The organism is Blastocatellia bacterium (assembly GCA_035573895.1).
GTDB lineage: Bacteria > Acidobacteriota > Blastocatellia > HR10 > HR10 > DATLZR01.
This window is the reverse complement of sequence record DATLZR010000135.1, coordinates 1-25,935: the sequence shown is the minus strand read 5'-3', so window position 1 is coordinate 25,935 and position 25,935 is coordinate 1. Positions and strand designations below refer to the sequence as shown.

Here is a 25,935-nt window from a genome sequence, read left to right as displayed (position 1 = left end):
AGACCGCGACCGAGCGGCACAAGCTGTGCATCCGTCAGCAGCGCCGCCGTTTTTGTTCCCCCTCCATCCACTCCAATGAGTAACATTTTGTTCCCCCTTTTCTCAATCCGCCGATCGTTCAGGGGCCGTTTGTCGGCTGAGTTTCACCGTCCGAACGAGTGTCGGTGGCCGATCCGGATCATGGCCCCGAGCCATTGCCCGCCAGAACGCTAATTGCTGGACCACCGGAGCGAAAAGCACGGGAAGAAAGATGTCATCCATCATCTCAGCGGCAAACGAGATTCGGGATCCTGAGGACTCAACCTCTCCATCGGCGATGAGCAGGACCTCGCCCCCCAGATCAGCGATCTCCTCCATGAGCAACGGTAGATAGGCGCGTTCGGGCCGGCTCACCAAGATGACGGCCAGTGTCTCCGGTGAAACGATCAGTTTGGGGCCGTGACGAAATTCGAGCGTGTGGTAAAAGTGCGCGGGCGTGAGAGCCATTTCCGTCATCTTCAACGCAGCTTCCGCAGCCAATCCATAAAGAGGCCCCGAACCGAGAAAGACAAAGCGTCTGAAGCGATTCGCCTCCCCCATCGGACGCACGAGAGATTCGTGCGCCGTCAGGCTTGACTTCACCAGATCCGGAATGCGCCGAAGTTCGGAGGCATGGTACAGCCCTCCCAGGGAATCTCCCAGAAGAAGCAAGCCATACAGCATCCCGGTGAAAGCCTGGGTGGTGACGATGCTTCGTTCATGACATTCGACAAAAGCCAGCTCTGCATCAGCACTCCGCCCCAGAGGAGTTCCCTCTTGAGCAACGACCGCAATAACCGTCGTGCGGCAGTAAGATCGGAGCCTTTCAACCACAAGCAGCGTTTCATCCGTGCCGCCACTGCGGGAAATAGCGAAGACCAGCGGAGCCGATTCTCGACCGAGGTAGCTTTCGGGGAAATGAAGCAGCTCAGACGAAGGGAGAGCCAGCGTGCGTCGGCCGGTTAATTGCTGCCAGGCTCGCGCGGCGCACAGGGAAATGTGATAGGACGAGCCACACCCTGTGAAAACGATCTCCGCGTAGCGCGAAAGCGGAAGCACTGAAGCGAGATCGCGCTGGCGAGACTCGGCCCGCCGCAAGATTTCTCGCAGGGAATCAGCTTGAGTGAAGATCTCGCGGGCAGTAAATTGTCCGTTCTCTTTCTCCTCCATCGCTCCACCCATCCGACAGCATGAAGACGACTGTCACCATCACGATGGCATACGCCCCAAGCTCCATGCCGTGACGATTTTGTTATACAATAAGGAGCGGTGAAAAGGGAAACTTAAAATCTTGATGGGAGCGATAAAAAATCGTGATGGGACGGAATGAGGGGCGATGGAACTTCGACTCCTGAAGACATTTAAAGCCGTTGCTGAAGCGGGCAGTTTCACCCGCGCCGGTCAGCGGGTGAATCTGTCGCAGGCCGCCGTGAGTTTTCAGATCAAAGCGCTTGAGGAAGAGATTGGCGCCAGGCTTTTCGCCCGGTTGAAGAACCAGGTGGTCCTGACTCCCGTCGGTCAGGTTCTCCTCAAACACGCCGAGACGATTCTTAAAGCCCATGATGAGGCACGGGCGGAGATCGCTCGCCTGACGCAAAGCGAACGGACGCTGCTGCGCATCGGAACCGCCTCGACGATGATCAGCATTCATCCGCTTCCGGAAATTCTCAGCGAACTGAAGAAACACTTCCCCCTGCTCGATATCGTTGTCTTCGGGGGCACAAGCGAAGCGATCGTCCGTCGCATCCTCGACGGACGTCTGGATGTTGGTCTCATTTCATTGCCCGTAGATGCTCCGATGATCGAAACCGAGCCGCTTTACGGTGACCGGCTGGTGGCTGTTGTTCCGCCCTCCCATCCGCTAGCTACGGCGCGGCATGTAACGGCCCACCACCTGGCCACGGATGCTCTGATCCTGAGCGAAAAAGGAGGAAATCGCCGCCGACTCATTGATGCCTTTTTTGAGAAAGCAGGGCTCAAGCCGCGCATCGCCATGGAACTCAACCGCGATGAAGCCATCAAGAAGATGGTTGAACATGGGCTGGGCATCAGCATCCTTCCCTGGCTGACGGTGCATCGGGAGGTCAAAGACGGACGGCTCCGCGCCATCCCCATCCGGGGGCTCAAACAACGGTGGGAACTGGGTCTGGCCTATCGCAGGATGGAGGTCCCGTCGCCGGCGTTCCAGGCTTTTGTCGAACTTTGTCGGGCTTTCCTGGGGTTGGCGGCGCGACGGAAGAAACAGATGCCCTTCCCCGCCGCGACGTAAGGAAGTTCTTGTCATCGCTTTCCCCTTGCATTAGTATTGCCTGCGTGAAGGAACTTGAAGAGGCTGAGTGAGCGATGAGCGACGATAAGCGGATGCGTCCTTTATCCGAGGTGGACCCCGAGGTGGCCCGCGCCATCGCCGATGAAACGCTGCGACAGTCGCGGGGCCTGGAACTGATCGCTTCGGAGAATTTCGTCAGCGAGGCCGTCCTGGAAGCGATGGGATCGGTCTTCACCAACAAATATGCCGAAGGCTATCCCGGAAGGCGATACTACGGAGGCTGCGAATTTGTTGATGTGGTCGAGTCGCTGGCCATCGCTCGCGCCAAGGAGCTGTTTGGCGCCGAACATGTCAACGTCCAGCCCTACTCCGGCTCGCAGGCCAATATGGCCGTCTACATCGCCATGCTCCAGCCCGGCGACACAATTCTAGGGATGAACCTTTCGCATGGCGGACACCTGACTCACGGCCACCCGCTCAATTTTTCCGGCAAATACTTCACCGTCATCCCCTATGGCGTCCGGCGCGATACCGAGCAGATTGATTATGACGAACTGGAACGCCTGGCGCACGAACATAAACCGAAAATGATCGTTTGTGGAGCCAGTGCCTATCCCCGCATTATTGATTTTGATCGCATCGCCGCGATTGCCCACGATGTCGGTGCAGTTGTCCTGGCTGATATCGCGCATATTGCCGGGTTCGTCGCAACGGGATTGCATCCGAGTCCCGTGCCGAACTGCGATTTTGTCACCACAACGACCCACAAGACGCTCCGGGGCCCGCGCGCGGGGATGATCATGTGCAAGGAGAAATACGCCAAGGAAATTGATCGAGCAGTCTTCCCCTGCGTTCAGGGCGGGCCTCATGTCCACATCATAGCGGCCAAGGCCGTGTGCTTCAAAGAGGCCCTGGAGCCTGACTTCAAGGAGTATCAGTTGCAGGTCATCAAAAATGCCAAGGCTCTCGCTGAAGGGTTAGCCGAGGCCGGATTCCGCATCGTCTCCGGCGGGACAGACAACCATCTGGTTCTCGTGGATGTCTTCTCCCGTGGATTAACGGGCAAACAGGCGGAACATGCACTGGAGCTAGCGGGGATTACCGTCAACAAGAACACGATCCCCTTCGATACGAATCCCCCAATGATTGCCAGTGGAATTCGCCTGGGAACCCCTGCGGTGACAACCCGTGGGATGAAGGAGCCCGAGATGCGACTGATTGCTCAGCTGATCGCCGAAGTCCTCAGCGAACCCGAGAGCGAAGAAGTCCGACGCTCCGTTCAATCTCGGGTCCAAGAGCTGACTGACCGATTTCCCCTGTACCGCCACCGTATCGGCTGACGAGAGAGGCTCCCGCCCGGACGATTCGGAAAAAAGCGATTTCGACTGAGCCTTCCACATAGTGCTACCTCCAACAGGCTGCTATGATTCGTCGGTGCGGGGAAAATTTCCCAGCGATTCGGTGGAGAGGACGATCCGTCGTGACCGCAGCTCTTGTCGCGGCTCTGTCATCCTCCCCGATGGGGCAAGGGCGGGGACGCAGGGTGATTGATTTGGCCGTACAGCCGGCCGACATAACCCTTGTCGGGGAAGGCCGGGAGTGGGAACTCGGCGCGAGTGTTGCGACGGGTGACGTCAACGGGGACAGCGTTCCTGATCTCATTGTGGGGGCACCAGGAGCCGCCGGTCCTGATGGGACGCGCGTGAATGCCGGCCAGGTCGTCGCCTTTTTTTCCGTGCAGGGTAAGGATGAGCATATTGACACCCGCCTGATCTCACCTGACCTGATCGTTTATGGGTCTCGGCCGCGTGACCGGTTGGGAGATGTTTCGGCTCTGGCTGTCGGAGATGTCAACGGTGACAGGCTTGATGATCTCATCCTGGGAGCACGATCAGCCTCCTTAGCCGATGATAGCCGGCGGAATCCCGGAGCTGTATACGTCATCTTCGGACGCCCCGGTCTCGGAGGTGCGATTGATCTGGCGACGACTCCGGCGGATCTGACCATCTATGGAGCTGATTCCCTCGATTGGCTCGGCCAAACGGTAACGGTCGCTGATCTTAACAACGACGGGAAGGGTGACCTTATCGTTGGCGCTCCACTCGGAGATGGCCCGGACAATACCCGCACCAATAGCGGCGAAGTGGACATCATCTTCGGAGGAGCCCACCTTGGTGGAGTCATTGATCTCGCTGTCACTCGTCCCGACGCGGTGATTTACGGAGCTGATGCCGATGATTTCCTCGGAACCGCTCTGGCGACAGGCGATCTCAATGGAGACGGTCGGAAGGACCTGGCCGTGACATCGCTTGGCGGCGATGGTCCCGGTAACGGGCGGGGGGACATGACCGGTGAAGTCTCAATCGTCTTTGCAGGGGAGGCATTCCCGCCCGTTATTGATTTGAAGACCCTACCTTCCTGGATCCTTTACGGGCGAGATCCCGGCGACTTCTTCGGGTTTCGCATCCTGGCGCAGGATTTGAGCAATGATGGAGTGGCCGAATTGATCGTATCGGCCCCGCGCGGGGACGGCCCGCGCAACGGGCGGACGAGTGCTGGCGAAGTGATCGTCATATCCGGGACGAGGACAGCAGGAGGCGTCTTTGATCTGGCCAAACGATCTCCGACAATTATCGTATATGGAGCTAACGTGGGTGACGAACTGGGTTTTCAGGTCGGCCTGCGCGATTTCACCGGCGATACCATCCGCGATCTTGTCCTCGCGGCTCCGGGTGGAGACGGGCCGAATAATGGTCGCGGCGAAGGGACCGGTGAAGTCGTCGTCGTCTCCCTTCCAAAACTAACTCAGCGAGGGCTCTTGCCCGCTCTTTCGGTTGATCTCGCCACGCAGGCGCCCTTTCTCACCATCTACGGCAGTCAAAGGGGAGAAACCCTGGGGTTCTCTCTTCTCATCGCCGATATCACCGAAGATGGTGAAGCTGACCTTCTCATGGGCGCCCGCACGGCCTCGCCCACTGAAGATCGTCCACGTGCCGGGCGAATCTACGTCCTCACCCGTCCCTAGCCACCGCGATACGGTGAGGGTCTCTAACGTGAACCCCGAAGATCAAGATTACAGGGGCCTGGCCCACATCTCCCTTGAGGCTGGCCGGGAGAGAACTCCGGTCATGCCCAGCGAAATCGCCCGATCTCGGCGAAGAAGGGGACCGGGAATCCCTCGGCGTCACCCTTTCTCGGCGCGCCGAGGCGAATTAAGCCCCACAAAGCCCAGCGGCTTTTCCTTCTCCTTGACTTCGGCGAAGACATGGATCTTATCAATCGCCACATAGAAGTGCGTCTCTTCTTCCTCCGACTTGAGTCGGGCCACCCCATCAATGATATCCACGAGCGTCCCCCTTATGGCGGCAGGTCCGCCGCAGTGAATTTCAATGACCTTGCCGACATACTGTGCGAGCAATTGCTTCACCGTTTTCCCTCCTCAAAAGGAGTACAGGTTTCCGGCCCTACGCAGGAGCACAGTCGCTCCCGTTTGCGCTCGTTTCATCGTTTCGGGAGATCGCGCGACAGCTCCGCTAGGAGGCTGCAACGCCCACATGCAAAGCCGCCACCGCATCACGAATGCGGCCCAGCGCCCTTGTGATATTTTCAATCGAGTTGGCGAACGAAAATCGAATGTAGCCTTCTCCGTATTCACCAAAGGCCGTTCCGGCCAAGCAGGCGACGCCCGCCGTCTCCAGCAAGTAATCGGCCAGCTTTTTCGACGACCACCCCGTCCCGGTGATATTGGGGAAGGCGTAGAACGCTCCTTTCGGCACACGGCAGGAGAACCCTTCAATGGCATTAAGGCCTTCAACGATCACATCGCGTCTCCGCCGAAATTCTTCGACCATCTGATCCACCGCCGATTGGTCGCCCTCGAGCGCCTCGACGCCAGCAATCTGGATGAATGACGTCGTGCAGGAGGTGGAATTCGTCTGGAGCTTGGCGACCTGTCGGGCCAGCTCTACCGGCATTACCCCATAGCCCAATCGCCAGCCGGTCATAGAATAGGTTTTGGAGAATCCATCGAGGATGATCGTTTTCTCGCGCATCCCGGGGAATTGAGCGATGCTCACATGTTCTCCGTCGAAAACGATCCGACTGTAAATTTCATCCGAGAGAATCATCAGGTCTCGATCCCGGACGGCATCAGCGAGAGCCTGCAAGTCATCAGCCGACAGCATGCCGCCGGTCGGATTGTGCGGAGAGTTAAGAATGATGAGTGCCGTTCGTGGTGTGATCTTAGCGATCAATTCCTCGACATCCAGGGAGAAGTCGCGCTCTTCCCGAAGGGGAATGGGTACGGGTCGGGCTCCCACAAAGGAAATCATGGATTCATAAATGGGAAAGCCCGGATTGGGGTAGATCACTTCATCCCCGGAATCAACCAGAGCCAGGATGGAGAAAAAGATAATGGGCTTGGCGCCCGGAGTAACCACGACTTCGTCTGGGCTGACGGGGATCTTTCGGCGACGGGAGACATCGGCAGCAATGGCCTCCCGAAGTTGCGGCAGACCGGCTGAAGGGCCGTACTTTGTCCAGCCGTGCTCCATTGCGCGCACAGCAGCAGCCACAATATTTCCGGGAGTGGCAAAATCCGGCTCGCCGAGTTCCAGATGAATAATATCGCGCCCCTGCCGTTCCAGTTCGCGGGCACGCACAAGGACATCAAAGGCGGTCTCCGTTCCGAGGCGTGACATCCGATCGGCCAGTTTCATAATTCCCTTCCCTCCAGCTCGATTTGGCACTGCGAAAACCACCCTAATTCTACGCAACCCTCGAAGGTTTATCAAAAGACACGGATCGTCACACCCATGCCTCTTTAGCATCGTCAGCCGCACCGAGAGTCCTCGGCGCGCTGGATACTCCTTCTTTGCCGACGTGACATTTCGGAAAGAAATCCCTCATGGGCATCCAACGGAAACACACAAGGGGATTCCCCTCACCGTCGGTCTTGTGGTATAAATGCCCTCTTCATCAAAGTGAAACACGAATCCGGAGGGGATGATGCGACGGGTGGTGGTAATGGCATTCGCGCTCCTGAGTTTGGTTGTGGTCCTTTCTCCTGGCGTGTTCGGGGCTGCTGAAGAGAGCCGGCGAGCGACCATCACGGGCACCGTTCTCGACGCCACCGGTGCTGCCGTTGAAGGCGCACGCATTGTGCTTCGGGCCGGGCAAAACCCAGGTCTGTCGGCAACCACATCCGATCTGGGTCAGTTTGCTTTCAGCGATATTCCCCTGGGGAGTTACGAACTTGAAGTCACGGCCGAAGGATTCGCTGAGCAAAGGTCATCCATTCGCGTCGTGGAGCCAAGGACGTACCAGATCACCATCACTCTGGCCCCCGGCGCTTTGATCGAGGAACTGACGATCACGGCCGAACCTGGCTTGGTCAGCGAACACCGGCAGTCGGTTCAGGCCGTCACCGTCATTGACCAGCAAGACATCAGTCTGCGTGCGAAGGCTGTTCTGGTCCAATCGGTTCAGCAGGAAGCGGGCATTCACCTCCAGCGCACCAGCCCGACTCTGGGTGGTGTCTTCGTACGCGGACTGACGGGCAATAAGGTGAATGTCTACGTGGACGGCGTTCGCTACTCGACAGCGGCAGCGCGTGGAGGCATCAATACCTTCCTCAATTTGGTCAACCCGACCAACCTCGATGCCATTGAAGTTCTCCGGGGGCCCCGCAGCACCGACTTCGGGAGCGACGCCATTGGCGGCAGCGTGCAGCTTGTAACACCTGCGCCCACGCTATCGTCCGGCCCGCGCGAGTGGCACGGTCAGTGGGGCATAACGTTCGACACGGCCACTTTGGGATATGGGTCTCACCTGCGGACCACAATGGGAACGAAGACGTTCGGGTTTCTCTCCAATCTCGCGGGGCTGCGGGCGAACACGTTGCGACCGGGCGGGGGATTTGATTCTCACTCAGCGCTCACCCGATTTTTAGGTCTCCGCTCGGACACCGTTCATGGTTCGCGCTTGCCCGACACCGCCTTCACGCAGTACGGCGGTTTACTCAACCTCACCTGGAACCCTCGTCCGACACACACCATCTCGATTCACTATCAGCGTGGCCAACAGGATGGGGGCAAACGATACGACCAGTTGCTCGGCGGTGATGGCAATCTCATCGCCGACCTGAGAAATCTCATGCTCGATTTCTTTTACGTCCGGTACCACAAACAGACTCTGGGCGCGTTGGATCTGGTCACGCTCCGGTACTCTTACAACGCCCAGCGCGAAGAACGCGTCAACCAAGGCGGAAACGGTAATCCCCAGGCGACTATCGCCCACGAATACGAGAAGACGCGGGTTCACGGCGTCACGGCCCAGGCGGATAAATTATGGCGCTCGTCGTCATTGCGTCTGGGAGCGGAATATTACCACGAACGGGTTCGCGCTCCCGGCTTCGGTGTGCAACCGGTCAGACCCACGCCGATCACGATCCCCCGTCGCCCGCGAGTTCCTGACGGCGCGCTCTTCCGGAGCGGAGCCGCCTACATTGAGGCGACCAGCGGGATCTTCGGACAGCGGCTGAAACTCGTTGGAGGCGTGCGCTACAGTGCTGCTTCCTATCGCGCTCGGGCCAGCGATGCTCCGGAAGTCAACGGGCGACGCCTGTGGCCGGATGATTCGCTCCGGGTGGATAATGTCAGCGGGCGAGCGGGAGCCCTCGTTCAACTGACTCCTTCGCTGGGACTCTCCTTCCACTATAGTCGGGGATTTCGCGCTCCCCATATCACTGATCTGGGGACTCTGGGATTGACGGGCTCAGGATTTGAAGTCACGGGCCCTGAGGCGGCTCCCCTGGGAGGACTCATCGGGTCAACGGCCGATCACACGGCTGTCTCCACGGGGCTTCCCGTCACGCAGGTCGGTCCCGAGCTCAGTGACAGCTATGACCTGGCCATTCGCCTGCGTCGTGGCCGGCTGAAACTTGATCTGACGGGCTTCATTAACGACCTCTCCGAAGCCATCACTAAACAAGCATTGATCCTTCCTCCGGGTGCTGTTGGCAAAATGCTCGGGGGCGAACGAATTGTCCGGCAAGAACCCAATGGTATAGTTTTTGTCGCCCTGTCATCGGCTCCGGTTTTAGTGCGCGCGAATTTTGGCGACGTGCGCATATGGGGTATCGAGAAGGCGCTTGATCTCGGTTTGACTGACCGGCTCACGGTTGGAGGGGTCTTCACTTATCTCTGGGCGGAGGATAAACAGACGGGTGCCCCACCGAATATCGAAGGTGGCACGCCTGCGCCTGATGCGTGGTTGCGACTGCGCTACACGGTCACACGCCGGTTGTGGATCGAACCCTACTTGCATGCGGCGGGCCGGCAACCGCGTCTGTCGACGCTGGATCTCGAAGACCGACGCACGGGCGCCCTTCGTTCTCGGTCCAGCATTGCTGCCTTCTTCCGAAACGGAGCGACCGCTCGCGGACTCATCGGTCCTGGTCCGGACGGTGTTCTCGGCACCCCCGATGATGTCCTTCGGGCAACGGGTGAGACGCTCGCTCAGGTGCAGGATCGGGTTCTCGGTGTCGGCGTCTCTCAAGCGCCTCTCTTTCGCGCTATCCCCGGCTATGTAACGTTCAACCTCCGGGGCGGCATCCAGGTCGGCGAGAACCAGCAGCTCTTCTTCGACTTGGAGAATATCGGAGACCGAAACTATCGCGGCATCAGTTGGGGCGTTGATGCTCCGGGTCGCAGCCTCTATCTGCACTACCGAATCACGTTTTGAATGATCTGCGACTGCGATCCTCGGGGGCCCGAAAGTCTGTGCCCAACTGTGGGAGGAGACCGATGAAATCGTTGATCCCGTTTGTTGGAATCGCCCTCAGCCTGGTGGCTGGTATGGGCCTTGCGTGGGCCTCGGATCCCCAGACATCGTCCTCGGCAAGGACAACCGAGAGGCCTTACGTCGTGGCCTACTACTACAAGGTCAAGTGGGGATATCTGGATGAGTTTTTGCGCCTGTTCAAGAAAAACCACTGGCCGATCCTCAAAGCGGAACAGGAACAAGGGAAAATCCTGAGAGTTGAGGCCTATACTCCTACATTTCACGGAGAAGGTCGCGCGGACTGGCATTTCATGACGGTGATCGTCTATAGAAACTGGAATGCCGTTATTGACCAAACAGGGCGCGAGGCACTCATTCGCCGTCTCTATCCCGATCAGCAGAAGTTCCAGGCGGAAGAACAACGTCGCTTCGAGTTGCTCGAAGCCCATTGGGACGTTCCTCTGACCGGTGTGGATCTTGATCGGTGAGCACGCCGGCAAAGGGGCAGCGTCAGAGCACTGTGACTCTCGCCCCTAAGCCCTGGGTTCGTTGTCGCTCATACCAGGCCAATTTCGTAAGACGGGTTACGAGGGTTCCCGTTCTGACGGACAGCCTGTTGCGGAGCGAGAAAATTTTGCAGGACCGCCTTCGCGCGATCTCACCGGATCTCTTTATACCCCTAAATGGCGTCGGCTGCCGGTCTGCTCGTCGGTATTGAAAGTCCCCTTGCCTGCCGCAAGGCGCTGACGTATGATTCTAATTCACTTTCACCCGACCGGGGGAAAGTGCGAGGGAAGCCCTCTTAGGGCTGATCAGAAGGTAAGGATGACATAAGCCATATGTCCTTCGAGGTTGTTACTTCAGGTTTGATAGCAAGACACGCGGGCTCATGCCCATTTGGTACAGGGCTGGCCCTGAAAATATCTCCCAGGAGGTGAAGTTATGAAACCAATAGTACAGCGAATTCTTGTCACGGTTGCTATTTTGTGTTGCCTCCTCGGGCTGCCGGGGATTTCCCTGTCACAGGAGTCCGCCGGTAGTATCGAAGGAGTCGTCACAGATCCTCAAGGGGCGGTTGTTCCTGACGCTAAAGTGACGGTCACACAAAAAGCAACGGGCCGTGTCTTCACGACGACGACCAGCCGTGGTGGCGTCTATGCGATCCGGTTTTTGCCTCCCGGCTCATACGAAATCACCGTTGAAGCTCCCGGATTCAAAACTGGTGTGCGCCGCGTGGAAGTGATCGTCGGACGCACAGCCGTTGGCGATGTGAGACTGGAGGTCGGAGCCACCACGGAAGTGGTTACGGTCGAAGCCGGTCAGGTCGAAGTGAACACCGTGCGCTCCTCGATCGAGGGAGCCATCACCTCGCGCCTCATTGACATGCTCCCGCTCAATGGCCGGAATTACCTGGACCTCGCCCAACTGGAGCCCGGCGTCCAGATCGTTGATGCGGGAAACTTCGATCCCACAAAGAACGGATTGACCGGCATTGGTATCGGTGGACGGTCGGGGCGCACAACCCGAATCCAGGTGGACGGGATTGACATCACCGATGAAGTCGTCGGAACGACGACGCAGAATATCTCGCAGGATGCCTTGCAGGAATTCCAGCTCAGTCGGGCGACCTTTGATCCTTCGACGAGTCTCACGTCCTCGGGTGCCGTGAACGTCCTGACCCGCAGCGGAACCAATGAGCTTCACGGGAGCGGATTCCTTTTTGTCCGCGATGAGGAAGTGGCAGCCTTCCCCGGAACGGTGCGAGATCCGGCAAATCCCAGCCCGGAATTCGACCGCGAACAGGTGGGATTCCGCGTGGGCGGTCCGTTCATCAAGGACAAACTCTTCTGGTTCGCCAATTACGAACGAACCAACCAGGATGATACGCGCTTGCTCAGCAGCTTGAACTTCCCCCAGTTCACCGGACCGGCACTCGCTCCCTTTGACGAACGGATGGTTCTCACGCGCCTGGACTGGAACATAAGCAGCAACACCCGGATGTTCGCCCGATTCAGTCACAACTGGAACAAGGGCATTACCGACATCGGCGGTGGAAATCAATCTCCCTTCAGCAATCAGAACGTGACCAACGTGACGGCTCTGGGGCTCGATGGAACGGTGGGCCGGTGGGCCTATTCGGCGCGGTATGGGTTCACCAGCTTCGATAACCACATTGATGCCAGCGAAGTCCCCGGCATCAAGTTTTTCACCGCTAACGGTAAGCCGATCTTGCTCTCGGTCGCGGATCTGGAAATCGGCCCCGACCTGCTGGCTCCCCAGCGAACCTTCCAGACGTCCGACCAATGGAAGGGAGATGTCAGTCGGGTCTTTGGCAATCATACCTTCCGCGCGGGGGTGGAATTCAACTGGATTCGCATGAACGTCTTCGCGGCCTTCTTCGGCAACGCCCCGGAGATCGTCGGCGAGTTCAGCGATGCCATCCGACGAGATATCATCGCACGGGGAGGCAATCCCAACGATCCTCTGGAATATCCCCTGGCGGATGTGGTGATCTCCAACGGACTGGGATTCTTCTCGGAGGTTTCCAACAATGGGCGTCGCTTTGGTGGCAAGAACAACCTGCGCTTCGCCTGGTACATCGGCGACACCTGGCGCAAGCCCTATGGTCAGGGGAAGAACCTGACGATCAATCTTGGTCTGCGCTATGATCTCGAAACCGGTCAACTCAACGATGATGATCCCATCAATCAACGTCGTCGCCTGGCCGGATTGGACCGGTGGTTCGGACCTGCCGGGCTGGAAGTGAGACAGGACGGAAACAATTTCGGGCCGACCATCGGCATCGCCTGGGATCCCATCGGGGGAGGCAAGACGGCCATCCGCGCCGGTTTCGGCATCTTCTACGACACCAACATTCTCAACAACACACTGTTTGAGCGCAATGACCTCATCCCGGCGGGGCTGGGCGAGGTTGATTTTGACCTCTTCACGCCTTTTGTGGGACCTGACGGTCGCCCCATCAATATCGGCGGATTCCCCGATGGTGACTATTCCTCGCTTGCGGGGCGTCGTCTCAAGGATGTGATCAACCAGCTTCGTCAGCTCCACGATACCCTCCAGGCCGCCTGGGCGAATGTGGCCTTTGACCCCAACGGACCTCCCCAGTTTCTGACGAACCGTTTTGCCGTTGGATTCTTCACCCGAAACTACTCGCAACCCTACTCCATCCATACCAATCTCGGAATCCAGCGCGAGTTGCGTCAGGGGCTCGTCATGTCGGTGGATTACATTCGCACGCGCGGAGTCCACTTCTATATCCGTCGGGATGCCAACCGGCGGTTCGCTGCCGACACCTTCGATCGGGCAATTGCAGCCGATCGCATTGCCCGGACGCTGCGGGCCTTTGGCGTCTCCACCATTGACGAGGCCATTGCTCAGGGTGCGACTATCGCCGATTTCGGTCTCACCGCCGCCTTCCCCGGTATGGTGCGCGGATTCACCAATGTCTTTGAGATGCAGACGTCCGGACTCTCCGAATACAATGCCCTTCAGTTTAAGCTCGACGGGCGACTTCCTGACATTGGATCGTTTATCCGCAACTGGAACATGACGGTTTCCTATTCGCTCTCTCGTTACAAAGCAACCGGTGGGGACATTGATTTCATCAACACGGCCATTGACAACGATAATATTCTTGGAGCCTACGGTCCGTCCTTCACCGGATTTTCCGGCGATCGTACCCACCAGCTCTCCATCGGCTCCGTTTTCGATCTCCCCAAGGGATTCATGCTGTCCAGCATCTGGCGTTTCGCCACCGCCTTCCCGATCTCCTTGCAGTTGCCCCCGGTGTTTGGTGGCAACAACGACATCTTCACCATTGACCTCGAGGGAGATGGCCGCCGAGTAGTCCAATTTCTCCCCGGGACGAATCGCGGATCGTTCGGTCGCACGGTGAAGAACATCCGGCAACTGAATGAGCTGATCACCCGGTTCAATAACACCTATGCTGGGGGCTTCACGCCTCAAGCACAGGCGCTCATCAACGCCGGACTTTTCACCGCCGATCAACTCCGTCGGCTCGGTGCTACGATTCCTCGAATTGAACTCGCCCCCGCCAATAACCCCTTGAACGATTCGTTCATCACGACCGACGTGCGGCTGTCCAAGCGGTTCTACCTGGGTGGCGAGCGCGTGAGCATCGAACCGGCCTTTGAGGTATTCAACCTCTTCAACGTGGCCAACTACGAGACCTACTCCGGCGTGCTCGACGGGGCCGTGGATAGCATTAACGGACAGGCCCGCAGACAGCGTCGGGGGATTGGCTCGGGCAGCTTTGCCCAGGGCATCCCGCGAAACGTTCAGTTTGCCATCCGCGTCTGGTTCTAACCAGCCGGTCGAGATGTAGGGCGGCCTCGGTTCTCTGGTCCGTGACCGGGGCCGCTCCCTTCCACCGAGGGAGTTTCTCGCTTCTCCCTTAGTCTGAAAAGAGTTCCCTTGCTCCTCAACCGCCAGTCAGCATATATTTCCCCACTCGCGAGGTGAAGCGGAGAGAACATTCGTGGCAGAGATTAAGATCGCCTTCTGGAATCTGCAAAATCTCTTCGACACGACGGCGTCGGAGATTGCAGCCGACCTCGAATTTACTCCCGAACACGGATGGGATGAAGAAGCCTTCGAGGAGAAGATCACCAATCTCGCCACGATCATTCGAGCGATGCATCACGGGAGCGGACCGGATCTGCTCGGCATCTGCGAGATCGAAAACCGCGCGGTCGCAACCGCTCTTCTGAAAAAGATCGGTCGCCCGGAGTACACGCTGGCTCATGTGGAGAGTCCCGATATTCGCGGTATTGATGTCTCGTTGATCTACTCGAAGGACGTTCTCACCCTGGTGGGTAAACCGAAAGGACATCTCGTTCATTTTCGCTATCCGACGCGGGACATCTTCCAGGTGACGCTTCGCGTCAAGCTCACCAGTGCAGAGCTGAACGTGCTGGTCAATCATTGGCCCTCGCGCAAACAGGGACAGTACGAATCGGAACCGGCCCGCATCACGGTGGCGGAACACTGCGGAAGGCTGGTGGATGAAATCCTCAAGTACTCGCGCTCTGATTTTCTCGCCCTGCCCGATACGGCGGCGAGCCTGGCCCGGCTTAACGAGCGATGGAATCGCAATGTCCTGGTCATGGGCGATCTCAACGACGAGCCGTTCAATCGAAGTATCCTTGACTATCTGCGGGCCAGCCGTGACCGCGATCACCTGGAGGAAGAGATCGTGCCCGCCAGAAACAAGAAGCTCCCTGCCGTCGCAACCTATCTCAAGAAGAGGGCCTATCTCTTCAACTGCATGTGGCCGCTGCTCGGACGAGCGGACACGGGCACGTCCTTTTTTCCCTCCGGGACCAACACGATGTTGCTCCTCGACCAGTTCATCATTTCACGGGGACTGCTCTACGGCCTTCAAGGTTTGAAGATGGACCTGGAGTCGGTGCGAATCATGAGGCCCGATCAGATGACGTCACCGAAGGGTCGCCCCGTTCCCTTCGATAAGAAGACGAAAAAGGGATTCAGCGACCACTTCCCTATCGAAGCCGTTATTCAGACCGTATGAGGAGAAGAATCCTCCCGATTTTGCCACCGACGTGCCGAAGCGTGCCGGGGCATCGCCCTCCGTCGAATTCGGAGCGGCCAGGAACCGATGCGTCGTCACATGTTCGGAGCGAACGTAGCGGAGACTTCGCCGTCGGCGACTTCCGCACGGGCTCGACGGCCTCCGCCACTTTATCGGAGACAAGGGGATGGACGCCAAACCAGTACCTCAAATGGTGACACCCCAGGCATCGCCAGTTCCGCGAGGAATCATTCGATTCGATCGCAACGAACTGTCGGGTGCCTTTGGAGACCTCGGGACCGACTTTCCTCTCGTTGCCGGCATGATCCTCGTCGGAGGGCTCGACGCAACGAACGTGCTGACGATGTTCGGACTCATGCAGATTCTGGCAGGGCTCATCTATCGCCTGCCCATGCCGGTTCAGCCCCTCAAGGCGATGGCAGTCATCGTCATCACGCAAAAGCTGAGCAGCAACGTGCTCTATGGTGGGGGCCTGGCCATCGGTGTTCTAATGCTTCTGCTCGTGCTGAGCGGATTGATTGACTGGATGGGGAGGATCGTCCCCAAAACGGTGATTCGAGGGATTCAGTTCGGACTGGGGCTTCAGTTGGCGTTGCTCTCTCTGAGAGAATATATCCCGTCGGACAGCACGTTTGGATTCGGTCTGGCCGCAGTGGGATTTTTGATCACGGTTGTGCTTCTGGGAAACCGACGCTTCCCACCTGCTCCGATTCTCATCCTGCTCGGTGTAACCTATGGTGTGCTGTTCAAGACCGATGCCAACTCATGGAGGGGGGCGATCGGACTTCATCTTCCCCGCCTCACCCCTCTTCAGGCAACGGATATTCTGACGGGTCTGGTCGTCCTCGCGCTCCCTCAACTCCCCCTTTCGCTGGGGAATTCATTGCTGGCAACGCGCCAGCTTGTTCAGGACCTGTTCCCCGAACGACCGGTCACCCTCCGCAAGATCGGCCTCACGTATGCCCTGATGAATCTCATTAATCCGTTTTTTGGCGGGATTCCCACCTGTCATGGATCCGGTGGAATCGCTGGTCACTACGCCTTTGGAGCCCGCACCGGGGGATCGGTCATCATTGAGGGATTGTTCTACCTGATTCTCGGCGTATTCCTGAGTCCAGGGTTTCGGACGATCATCGAGCTTTTTCCCAAGCCGATTCTGGGCATCATTCTTCTGTTCGAGGCATTAGCCCTCATGCGGCTTTTGACTGATATAGCCCAGTCGAGGGCCGATTTCACCCTAGCGCTCCTCATCGGACTTGCCGCAGCCGCTCTTCCTTACGGATATGTGGTGGGACTTGTCGGTGGAACTGTCCTCGCATACTGGGGAAAAAGCCGCTTCGCACGACCCTGAATTACACCGATGACTCGGTACCAGCAAAAAGGCGCGTCGGACCGATGGCGCAAACGGTTTCATGCCTGGTTGATGGCTCACGGAAGCCCGGTTCTTCACCGTCACTATACCGGCTATAAAGAGGCTCTTTTCTCGCCGCTTTCCGGACTCGTTGTTGAAATTGGACCGGGCACGGGGGTCAACCTCGCGCATTACCCCAAGGGGGTTCGCTGGGTGGGAATCGAACCGAACCCCTACATGGTTCCGTATCTGAGGAGCAAGGGGGAGCACCTGGGCTTACCCCTTGACATTCGTGTGGAACAGGCTCCCGAGCTTTCTCTTCCCACGGGGAGCGCTGATGCTGTCGTCACCACGCTCGTGCTGTGTACGGTCGCCGATGTCGAAGGAACGCTCCAGGAGATCCGACGCATTCTCAAACCCGGTGGACGATATGTCTTCATCGAGCATATGGCGGCTCCGATAGGAACACGAACGCGCCGGCTACAGGACCTCGTCTGCCCGGTCTGGTCATTTCTGGCTGACGGCTGCAAACCCAACCGGGAACTGTGGCGGGCCCTGGAAACAGCGGGATTCTCTTCTCTCGATTACACTTCATTTCACGTCCCGATCCCTATTGCCGGACCGCATATCGCAGGAGTGGCCATCAAGTGAGACATCGAAACCTTCGAGCGACGAAATGCGCAGAGGTCAATTCCGCGACCCGTGCCATTCCGTGTGTTTGTGCGGCGAATTTCCGAAACACTCAGTGCTGGACCCTCACATGGGCCAGAAACAATGAAAATGGCGAACCGCTCAAGGATGAAGATCCGGGAGCAGTCGCTTCTCTCGGACCAGGTGTTTCCCCAACAAGCCTGCCGGAGCGCGTGCTCCCGGAGATTTTTCGGAGGAGATACCTATGAGGTATGTGCTTCTGACGCTGGGAGTCATCCTGTGTTTGACCTTGGGTGTAGCTCGGGCACAGCACAGCGAGGGAAAGCCAGCCGTTCGACCCGTTCATACGTATTCGATTGTTGCCCGCGATCCTGAAACGGGACAGTTGGGCGTAGCGGTTCAGTCGCACTGGTTTTCGGTTGGTCCGATTGTCCCCTGGGCCGAAGCGGGCGTGGGAGCGGTGGCGACGCAGTCCATCGTGGAAATCTCTTACGGACCGCTCGGACTGGAGTTGATGCGGGCGGGCAAAAGCGCCCCCGACGCGTTGAAAGCCTTGCTGGCTGCTGATCCCCAGGCCGAGTATCGGCAGGTAGCCATGGTTGATGCGCAAGGCCGCGTCGCCGCCCATACGGGTCAACTTTGCATCGGCGAAGCCGGGCACAGAGTGGGAAACCAGTATTCGGTTCAGGCCAATCTGATGCTGAAAAACACCGTTTGGGACGCTATGGCCCGCGCCTTCGAGACGACGCGCGGGGATCTCGCTGACCGATTGCTGGCTGCTCTCGAAGCCGCCGAGAGCGAAGGGGGAGATATTCGGGGCCGCCAATCGGCAGCACTGATCGTCGTCAGCGGTAAACCGACGGGTCGTCCCTGGGAAGATCGCCTTTTTGACTTGCGCGTGGAGGATCACCCACATCCGGTCGCCGAACTCAAGCGACTCGTGCGACTCAAACGCGCCTACGATCACATGAATAAAGGTGATGAGTATTTCGCCCGACAGGACATCGAGGGAGCGCTTCGAGAGTACGCCACCGCCGAAGCCCTCGTCCCGGACAATGTGGAGATGATCTTCTGGCACGCCGTCACGCTGGTGAATGCCAAGCGGGTGGACGAAGCGTTGCCTCTGTTCAAGAAGGTCTTTGCCGCCGACCGCAACTGGGCCACACTTGTGCCGCGGCTTCCTCGGTCGAAGCTTCTGCCCGACGACCCTCAGGTGATTCAGAGAATTCTGTCGGTCGCTCCCTGAGAGGAGCGACCGGGTAGCTCCTCGCAGCGTCTGGAGGGAGAAGCGAAAAAACCGGGGCTGAAACATCCGCCGGTAAACGACCCTGCGCACGGAGCGAATCTCAGGTGAGACGGGGAGGGTCCTCAAACTCGACCGTGCTTGTCTCTGAATGCACGGCCAGCGAAGGAGATTTCCGCAGCTCGATCAATTCGCTTTCAATCCGTTCTCGCTCCTCCTCGGGCTTGCCCGCCTCAGCGTACAGCCGATGCTCATAGGCCGCGCGAATGAAGCTGACAAAGAGCGGATGAGGGTCGAGCGGCCGGGAGGTGTACTCGGGGTGAAATTGACAGCCGAGGAACCAGGGGTGGTCTGGAAGTTCGATAATCTCAACGAATTTTCCATCGGGCGACTTTCCCGAGAAGACGAGGCCATAACTGGCCAGCAGGTCTTCATATTCGGGGTTAAACTCATACCGATGGCGGTGGCGCTCAGAGATCAATTCTTTGCCGTAGATCCTGTGCGCCAGGCTCCCGGGTAGCAACCGACAGGGGTAGGCACCGAGCCGCATGGTGCCCCCCATCTGTTCGACGCCCAGCAGATCCCGCAGCTTGTAGATGATGCGATGCGGTGTCGCCGGATTGAACTCGGTGCTATCAGCATCCTCCAGCCCGCAGACATTGCGTGCATATTCGATACAAGCGCACTGCATACCCAGACAGATACCGAAAAAGGGCGTCTTCGTCCGCCGGGCATAAGAGATCGCCCGAATCATCCCGGCAATGCCGCGTTTACCGAACCCTCCGGGAACCAGGATGGCATCCACGTCGTGAAGTTTCTCCTCCCAGCGGTCGTCCGTCATGAGACTCTCGGCTTCGATCCACCGAATGATGACCTTGAGATGGTTGGCGATCCCCCCATGCGTGAGGGCTTCGCGCAGGCTTTTGTAGGAGTCTTCCAACTGAACGTATTTGCCGACGATCCCGATGGTCACACTGCCACCGGGATGCTTGATCGTTTCCACGAGCTTCGTCCAGTGACGCAAATCCCTCTCCCCGGCCGGGAGGTGGAGCATCTTCACGATGAGGTCATCGAGCCCTTGCCGGGCAAATTCCAGCGGGACTTCGTAAATCGTCTCGACATCCAAAGCCGCGATGACGGCTTCTTCCGACACATTGCAGAAGAGGGCGATCTTGGATTTGACATCGGGCGGCAACGGCTTATTCGTGCGGCAGAGCAGAATATCGGGCTGGATGCCGATCGCCCGCAGTTCCTTGACCGAATGCTGTGTCGGCTTGGTCTTCAGCTCTCCGGCGGTGGGTATGAAGGGGACCAGCGTCAGATGTACGAAGATGGCATTGGAGCGACCGACTTCGTTCCCGAGCTGACGGATGGCCTCCAGAAACGGCTGCGATTCAATATCGCCAACAGTCCCTCCGATCTCGACGATCACGACATCCACACCGGACGAGACGTTCTTCACGGCCGCTTTGATCTCGTCGGTGATGTGAGGGATCACCTGGACCGTCTTTCCCAGGAAGTCGCCGCGACGCTCCTTCTCGATCACCGAGAGATAGATTCGTCCGGTCGTCCAGTTATTTGCCTGCGTCATGCGGGCTGAAGTGAACCGTTCGTAATGGCCCAGATCGAGATCGGTCTCGGCTCCGTCATCCGTGACGTAGACCTCCCCGTGCTGGAACGGGGACATTGTCCCCGGATCAACATTGATGTAGGGATCGAACTTGAGCAGGGTGACGCGCAGGCCGCGCGACTCGAGCAACTGGCCAATCGAGGCGGCAGCAATTCCCTTGCCCAAACTGGAAACAACTCCACCGGTTACGAAGATGTACTTGGCCATCGTTCACCTCCGCAAAGAAGACATTCGATTGGCATCAGGGCACAGAGTGTTCTAAAGAAGGCGCTTGGTCGCGAGCCACGAGCGCTCTCACTCGTTCCAGATCCTCCGCCGTATCAACAGCGAGAGAACGGTGGGAGACCTCGACGACCTTGATACGAATTCCACGTTCGAGCGCCCGCAGTTGTTCGAGCTGTTCGGCCTCTTCCAGCGGCGTTGGCGGCCAGCGGGCGAGTTCCAGCAAGCGGGATCGGCGATAGACATAAAGCCCCGAATGCTTGCGGAAAAGCCCGAGCAACGAGGGATTTCGCTCCAGCGCCTCTCTGAGGGAGCCCGCCTGTCGCACCGCCTCACGAGGAAAGGGAACCGGCTGGCGCGAGAAATAAAGAGCAAACCCCGCGCCATCGGTCACCACTTTCACCACATTCGGATCGAGGACATCGGTTACGCTTGTAATAGGCTCGCTCGTCGTGGTCATCTCCAGAGTCGGATCCCCAAGAAGCGGTTCAATTGCTGCATCAATCGTCGTCGGTTCGATCAGCGGCTCATCCCCTTGAACGTTGACGATCACATCAGCGTCGAGCATGGAGGCGACCTCGGCCACGCGGTCCGTTCCACTGCGATGCTGCGGAGATGTCAGCCGCGCTTCTCCCCCGAGGCTCCGAACCGCCTCGGCGATGCGCTCGTCGTCGGTGGCCACGATCACCCTCTCCACGCGTCGAGCCTGTCGTGTTCGCTCGTAAACCCACGCGATCATCGGGCGCCCGTCAATTTCGAGGAGAGGCTTTCCGGGCAACCTGCTGGAAGCATACCGTGCCGGTATGATCGCCGTAACTCCCGATTCGCTCACAGCACCAAGATAACGAAAACGCCCAACCGGGTCAACGCCAGGCGGCGCCACGTCTCCGTGTCAGCTGCGCCTCCAGCCGAAAGCCAGGCGGGGGATAACGGGCCACCCTGCTGCCTGCACGCGCAGGCAGAGAATATTTCCGTCATGGTGCCGTACATCTTTGTGTGTGATCGCCCCGGCATTCTGGACATCTCCCGTTTGACCGTGCTATGCTCGCGTCCTGTTGGAAAATCGGAGCGCCCCGATAGCTCAACAGGAAAGAGCAACGGCCTTCTAAGCCGTAGGCTGTGGGTTCGAGTCCCGCTCGGGGCGCCACTCCCTGAATCTCAAGAGAACGACCAAGTCAGGTGAAATCCGCTCTTTTCTATCCTCGCTGCGTATAGCCTGTGGCGCGCAAGTTGCCCTCGCCAGCCGGAGGCCATCGGCGTTAGCTATCAGGAAACGCTCTTGAGTCACCACCCTTCCTTTTCCGCCGAGGAAAATGCGACCCCGATGTTCCCGGTTTCACGCCTTGGCGTCCGCGCGACAGCTCGCGCTCCATGCACCGAACCTCTAGGGACTTCGAGCGAACCACTCCGGATTCGCTGCGAAGACAGGTAACCCGATCACATTCCCCGTGGTCAGATCGCCCACGAGCAACTGACCGAAAAGAGGCGTGTCGCTGACGTTGGTGATGTTGACGAAGGCTATCTTTCGATCATCGGGGGAGAACGTCGGACGCCACGCGCCGAAATTCGCTTGCCCAGGGTCCACGAGGGTGATGATCTCGGACTTGCTGTAATCTATCACCTTCAGGCGAATCGTACCCGTGCGATCCTCCACTTCGTTGTAAGCCACCACGAGAGGCGTCGTCGAGGCAAACTGTGGATTACCCACCGAAATCCCTTGTGGTTGAGGCGGCAGCGCCGGTAGATTGTCTTTTGTCTCCAGCCGGAGCAGATTAAAGCTCCAGTACTGGAGAGGCGGGCCCGATGCCTGCTGCACCTGATTGAAGGCATCGTAAATGAGTACCTTCCCGTCGGCGAACCAATCGAGGACATCGGCGTAGGCAATCGTCTCGCTATCCACCCCCTGCCCGGTGGTCGGAACACGAAGCCGGATTTCAGTCAGCGTCCGTGCCGTGAAATCGTACACATAGACGTTTGGATCGGGCGCGAGCGCCGTCCCGATTGTGATTGCTATCGCTCCTGAGAGTGACTGGTCCCTCGCGGAGAACGTCGTATCCGGGCGAACGGCCACATTGACAATGTCGCCTTCACGTCGGATTCCACCTTCGATGTAGTACTCCTCGATGGCGTTCATTGTCGAAAGGTCGAGGAAGTGAATCTGACCATCATCGGCAGTGAACCAGATAGTGCGCCCGTTAAGGGGGACCGAGAGCCTGGCAATATCTCCGCCATCGAAGCTGTGTCGAACTTCGCTCGAGTTAGTGGAGATACTCATGGAACCATCGGGAGAGACCAACCCAATCGTGTAATCCTGCTGCACAAAGGCGATAAACTGAGTCCCGCTCGCCATAGGCGGAGGCGGCGGAGGCGGCGTCATCTGGCTGCCGATGCCGACGGCATCAAAGGCCTGATTAACGGCGGTGACCTCGGCGCTTTGCTGACCGAAGAGATCGCTCGCGGCCTGAGCAACGGCCAGTCGCGCATCGGAAAATTGTGCCCGGCTCGTCAGATAGGTCGTCAGGGCGCGATAGTAAATCCGCTCGGTTTTCTCTCGACCGAGTGCCTTGATAATGAGGGCTGCTGCCCGATTGGGAATACCGCTATTGACATGAACTCCACCGTTATCATGGTCCTCATCCTCAGGGAGCTGGACATACTCGCTCATACTTGCCGGTTGCCATCCGGGCTGGCCGCGCTGAAGTCCCTGGTTCGGATTCTCCAGATCGCGCAATGCTCCCGTGACGAACACCTCCGTTTTAACAACATCCTCGCCCAACTTCAGGTCATCGCGATCCACCATCACGCCGAAGACATCCGCCATAGACTCGTCGAGAGCCCCGGATTGACTGAGATAGACAAGGTTGGCCGTATACTGAGTCACTCCGTGTGTCATCTCATGGGCCGCAACATCGAGCGCCCCGGCCAACGGCTTAAAATCGCGATCCCCATCCCCGTAGGCCATGACCCGACCGTTCCAGAAGGCATTGTCCATCGGCCTACTGTTTTCCGTCACATGGATGATCGAGATGATCGTGCTGCCCTTGTCATCAATCGCATTCCGTCCGTGGGTGCTCCGGAAATACTCGAAAACGACACCCCCATTGAAATGCGCGGAAACGGCGGCGCGGTCCGTCCAGGTATTATTCGGCGAGGTGACCTGAAAGAACGTTGTCTCCCTCTTCAAATCCTGATTGCGGGCATCAATCGTCCAGATGGCTCCCACCGGGTTCGAGGGAAGCTGCGATTGCTGCGGATTGAACATCGGGCGCGAGGCATCTATCAGGTAGTATGTGGCTCCGACCTGATAGACGTTGATCGTTTGCGTCCGCCCGTTGAGGTCTGTAGCTTGCGCCGTCGCCGGCCCATCGAAAGTGGTGGCATTGTAACGAAAGAGGATCTCGCCGGAGAGCGCGTCCACAAAGTAGTGCCAGTGATCTCGAAAATTCGGACGGATCGTGATCATCCATGCCAGGTGCGGTCGCCCCGTCTGGCGGTCGGGAAAGATCACCTTCTCCACGCTCGGCCCCGGATAACCGAGCAGCCGCGCCATCTCGGAGGTAAATGAATGGATCGGCCTACGGCGTGCGAGGTCCTGCACGGCTCGGTTGAGCGCCTCCGCCGACGACACTTTCGATTCCACCGTACGAACGGATCGAGGAGTCGGCTCATATCGCCCGGTGACGGCATAGATCTCATCCTCTCCCCTCAGATGAACGATGAGCTGACTTCCCCACACGGGGATGCCCTGGTAGACCTGCTGAAACTTGAGGTGAACGAACCCCACCGAATCCTGGCGGTAGTCAATGAGTCGCAGTTCTCGAGCCGGGTCATCGAGCTGAAACAGGTCTCTGAAATCCACCAGAAACGTCTCTGCCATCCCCAGAAGACGCTGTGACCGGCGAGGCAACCGAGCGACGACATCGGCTGCCAGAGGGAATCGTCCGGAATGCCTCGGACGCACCGGGAACGTTCCCACCAGGAAGAACGGCGTGCCTTTGCGCTCGTCCACAGCCAGTTGAAGATCGCCAGTTGTGAGCGCCACCTCACGGAGGGTTGTGCGCTGGCGCTCCGTCAAACCGTTCACCCGCGGCGTGAGCGCATTGAGGCGCTTCACCCGAACCGCGCCAGGGGAAAGCGGCGTCACACCGACAACCTCGGCTTGGACATTCACCGGGAAGGTACTCGGCATTCGTCCCTGAGAGTGTCCGGAGAGGCCGAAACTAGTCCCTGGGGCGACCAGCAAAGCAAGCAAAACTTGCACAAGCAGTTTCCTCATGATGAGAGACCTCCTCATTGTTTTTCGCATCACCGCTGTTTCATCCTGCTCCTGGCAACGGCCCTTCGCGGTAAGGAAAATGTCGCTCGTGCTTCACTGAATTCCCGCCAGAAGGCGGATCAGCAGAACAAGGTCTTGTGGCGTGATTTGTCCGTCATCGTTCATGTCCGCGCTCGTGAGAGCCTGACCGGTCAGCGGTTGCTGACCGCTCAGATGAAGGATCAGCCGCACGATGTCCTGCGAGTTAATTGTTCCGTCACGATTCACATCGCCCCGCCGGACGCTCAACACGGTGAAAACGCCGTTTTGCGCGCCAATCGCGATGGCATTGCCCTGACTATCGGAGGCGGAGCTTGTCAACGAAAGATCGGAGATGGCTCCCTCTCCGGCTTCGGTGGCAACGCGAAAGGAGATCGTCGCCACTGTTCCGCCTCCCGAAAAGAATGTCGGAAGGGGGGATGAGATCGGGGGAGCGATGACCAGCGTCACCTGTCCACGAACAGTGGTGTTCGCAACCAGCGAAAATCGCGGAGGAACGAGCGCTCCCAGTGTTACCGGATTGTTCGACACCGGCGCAAGCAGGTCGGGATCGTAACGAATAATCGTCTGCAGGGCTGAGATTCTCGCTCCCTCGGAAAGATAGATGGGAACTGATACCGTCGCTCCCGGGGCTCCCTCGACGGAAGGAAGGCTAATCACTCGCCCGGGAGGTCCGAACGAGAGAGTTCCGTTCTGGGCAACAATGCTGACGGCACCCGATGCTGCATCCGCAGCCGACAATTTGGAGATGACCAGTGCACTTGTCGCTCCCACCGGGGAATCGGTCGCCGCCTGAAAGGTTAAATTGACCACCGAGCCACTCCCACTCCGAAATGAAGGAATCGGCTGCGTGAGTGGCGG

General features: G+C 58.4%; 17 protein-coding genes and 1 tRNA gene. 11 read left to right on the top strand and 7 right to left on the bottom strand.

What is annotated here, in order from left to right; all coding sequences use genetic code 11:
* Window positions 1-102: 102 nt before the first annotated feature.
* Window positions 103-1,188 carry an SIS domain-containing protein gene (locus VNM72_12000; GenBank protein HXF06117.1) on the bottom strand — a complete coding sequence of 362 codons (1,086 nt, stop codon included), beginning with the start codon at window positions 1,186-1,188 and terminating at the stop codon, window positions 103-105.
* Window positions 1,189-1,354: 166 nt separating this feature from the next.
* Here VNM72_12000 and VNM72_11995 point away from each other — a divergent pair, with 166 nt between their 5' ends.
* The 3 genes from VNM72_11995 (at window position 1,355) to VNM72_11985 (ending at window position 5,312) form a co-directional block, all read left to right on the top strand.
* Window positions 1,355-2,287, top strand: coding sequence for a LysR family transcriptional regulator (locus tag VNM72_11995; GenBank protein HXF06116.1), 933 nt, complete (start codon window positions 1,355-1,357; stop codon window positions 2,285-2,287).
* 92 nt (window positions 2,288-2,379) lie between these two features.
* Window positions 2,380-3,627: a serine hydroxymethyltransferase gene (glyA, locus tag VNM72_11990; GenBank protein HXF06115.1), complete on the top strand. Its 1,248-nt coding sequence runs from the start codon at window positions 2,380-2,382 to the stop codon at window positions 3,625-3,627.
* Between the two features lie 140 nt (window positions 3,628-3,767).
* Window positions 3,768-5,312 carry a hypothetical protein gene (locus VNM72_11985; protein ID HXF06114.1) on the top strand — a complete coding sequence of 515 codons (1,545 nt, stop codon included), beginning with the start codon at window positions 3,768-3,770 and terminating at the stop codon, window positions 5,310-5,312.
* A 159-nt stretch (window positions 5,313-5,471) separates the two neighbouring features.
* Here VNM72_11985 and VNM72_11980 read toward each other — a convergent pair whose 3' ends face one another.
* Both VNM72_11980 and VNM72_11975 read right to left on the bottom strand, forming a co-directional pair.
* Window positions 5,472-5,714 carry an MM0924 family protein gene (locus VNM72_11980; protein ID HXF06113.1) on the bottom strand — a complete coding sequence of 81 codons (243 nt, stop codon included), beginning with the start codon at window positions 5,712-5,714 and terminating at the stop codon, window positions 5,472-5,474.
* Between the two features lie 106 nt (window positions 5,715-5,820).
* Window positions 5,821-7,005, bottom strand: a complete 1,185-nt coding sequence (locus tag VNM72_11975; GenBank protein HXF06112.1) for a pyridoxal phosphate-dependent aminotransferase — start codon at window positions 7,003-7,005, stop codon at window positions 5,821-5,823.
* Window positions 7,006-7,291: 286 nt separating this feature from the next.
* Here VNM72_11975 and VNM72_11970 point away from each other — a divergent pair, with 286 nt between their 5' ends.
* The 7 genes from VNM72_11970 (at window position 7,292) to VNM72_11940 (ending at window position 18,910) form a co-directional block, all read left to right on the top strand.
* A complete protein-coding gene (locus tag VNM72_11970) occupies window positions 7,292-10,030 on the top strand; it encodes a TonB-dependent receptor (GenBank protein HXF06111.1) in 2,739 nt (912 codons plus the stop codon).
* Window positions 10,031-10,092: 62 nt separating this feature from the next.
* On the top strand, window positions 10,093-10,557 hold the full coding sequence (locus VNM72_11965; protein ID HXF06110.1) for a hypothetical protein: 465 nt from the start codon (window positions 10,093-10,095) through the stop codon (window positions 10,555-10,557).
* Between the two features lie 454 nt (window positions 10,558-11,011).
* Window positions 11,012-14,416 carry a TonB-dependent receptor gene (locus tag VNM72_11960; protein HXF06109.1) on the top strand — a complete coding sequence of 1,135 codons (3,405 nt, stop codon included), beginning with the start codon at window positions 11,012-11,014 and terminating at the stop codon, window positions 14,414-14,416.
* Between the two features lie 172 nt (window positions 14,417-14,588).
* Window positions 14,589-15,641 carry a hypothetical protein gene (locus VNM72_11955; GenBank protein ID HXF06108.1) on the top strand — a complete coding sequence of 351 codons (1,053 nt, stop codon included), beginning with the start codon at window positions 14,589-14,591 and terminating at the stop codon, window positions 15,639-15,641.
* 187 nt (window positions 15,642-15,828) lie between these two features.
* On the top strand, window positions 15,829-17,013 hold the full coding sequence (locus VNM72_11950) for a putative sulfate/molybdate transporter (protein ID HXF06107.1): 1,185 nt from the start codon (window positions 15,829-15,831) through the stop codon (window positions 17,011-17,013).
* 9 nt (window positions 17,014-17,022) lie between these two features.
* Entirely contained in the window at window positions 17,023-17,664 is a 642-nt protein-coding gene (locus VNM72_11945) for a class I SAM-dependent methyltransferase (GenBank protein ID HXF06106.1), read from the top strand.
* Between the two features lie 244 nt (window positions 17,665-17,908).
* Window positions 17,909-18,910, top strand: a complete 1,002-nt coding sequence (locus VNM72_11940; GenBank protein HXF06105.1) for a DUF1028 domain-containing protein — start codon at window positions 17,909-17,911, stop codon at window positions 18,908-18,910.
* A gap of 100 nt (window positions 18,911-19,010) precedes the next feature.
* Here VNM72_11940 and VNM72_11935 read toward each other — a convergent pair whose 3' ends face one another.
* Window positions 19,011-20,744, bottom strand: coding sequence for a CTP synthase (locus VNM72_11935; protein HXF06104.1), 1,734 nt, complete (start codon window positions 20,742-20,744; stop codon window positions 19,011-19,013).
* Window positions 20,745-20,778: 34 nt separating this feature from the next.
* Window positions 20,779-21,591, bottom strand: coding sequence for a 3-deoxy-manno-octulosonate cytidylyltransferase (gene kdsB, locus VNM72_11930; protein HXF06103.1), 813 nt, complete (start codon window positions 21,589-21,591; stop codon window positions 20,779-20,781).
* Between the two features lie 238 nt (window positions 21,592-21,829).
* On the opposite strand from kdsB, the gene VNM72_11925 reads away from it, so the two are divergent.
* Window positions 21,830-21,906, top strand: a tRNA-Arg gene (locus VNM72_11925).
* Between the two features lie 237 nt (window positions 21,907-22,143).
* Here the strand turns inward: VNM72_11925 and VNM72_11920 are convergent.
* Window positions 22,144-25,035, bottom strand: coding sequence for a M4 family metallopeptidase (locus tag VNM72_11920; GenBank protein HXF06102.1), 2,892 nt, complete (start codon window positions 25,033-25,035; stop codon window positions 22,144-22,146).
* 93 nt (window positions 25,036-25,128) lie between these two features.
* A partial coding sequence (locus VNM72_11915) for a cohesin domain-containing protein (GenBank protein HXF06101.1) occupies window positions 25,129-25,935 on the bottom strand: 807 nt, incomplete at its 5' end.

Coding starts and splice junctions, on each gene's coding strand:
- VNM72_12000 (HXF06117.1), bottom strand. CDS start 1,188: ATGGAGGAGAAAGAGAACGGACAATTTACTGCCCGCGAGATCTTCACT.
- VNM72_11995 (HXF06116.1), top strand. CDS start 1,355: ATGGAACTTCGACTCCTGAAGACATTTAAAGCCGTTGCTGAAGCGGGC.
- glyA (HXF06115.1), top strand. CDS start 2,380: ATGCGTCCTTTATCCGAGGTGGACCCCGAGGTGGCCCGCGCCATCGCC.
- VNM72_11975 (HXF06112.1), bottom strand. CDS start 7,005: ATGAAACTGGCCGATCGGATGTCACGCCTCGGAACGGAGACCGCCTTT.
- VNM72_11970 (HXF06111.1), top strand. CDS start 7,292: ATGATGCGACGGGTGGTGGTAATGGCATTCGCGCTCCTGAGTTTGGTT.
- VNM72_11965 (HXF06110.1), top strand. CDS start 10,093: ATGAAATCGTTGATCCCGTTTGTTGGAATCGCCCTCAGCCTGGTGGCT.
- VNM72_11960 (HXF06109.1), top strand. CDS start 11,012: ATGAAACCAATAGTACAGCGAATTCTTGTCACGGTTGCTATTTTGTGT.
- VNM72_11950 (HXF06107.1), top strand. CDS start 15,829: ATGGACGCCAAACCAGTACCTCAAATGGTGACACCCCAGGCATCGCCA.
- VNM72_11945 (HXF06106.1), top strand. CDS start 17,023: ATGACTCGGTACCAGCAAAAAGGCGCGTCGGACCGATGGCGCAAACGG.
- VNM72_11940 (HXF06105.1), top strand. CDS start 17,909: ATGAGGTATGTGCTTCTGACGCTGGGAGTCATCCTGTGTTTGACCTTG.
- VNM72_11935 (HXF06104.1), bottom strand. CDS start 20,744: ATGGCCAAGTACATCTTCGTAACCGGTGGAGTTGTTTCCAGTTTGGGC.
- VNM72_11920 (HXF06102.1), bottom strand. CDS start 25,035: ATGAGGAAACTGCTTGTGCAAGTTTTGCTTGCTTTGCTGGTCGCCCCA.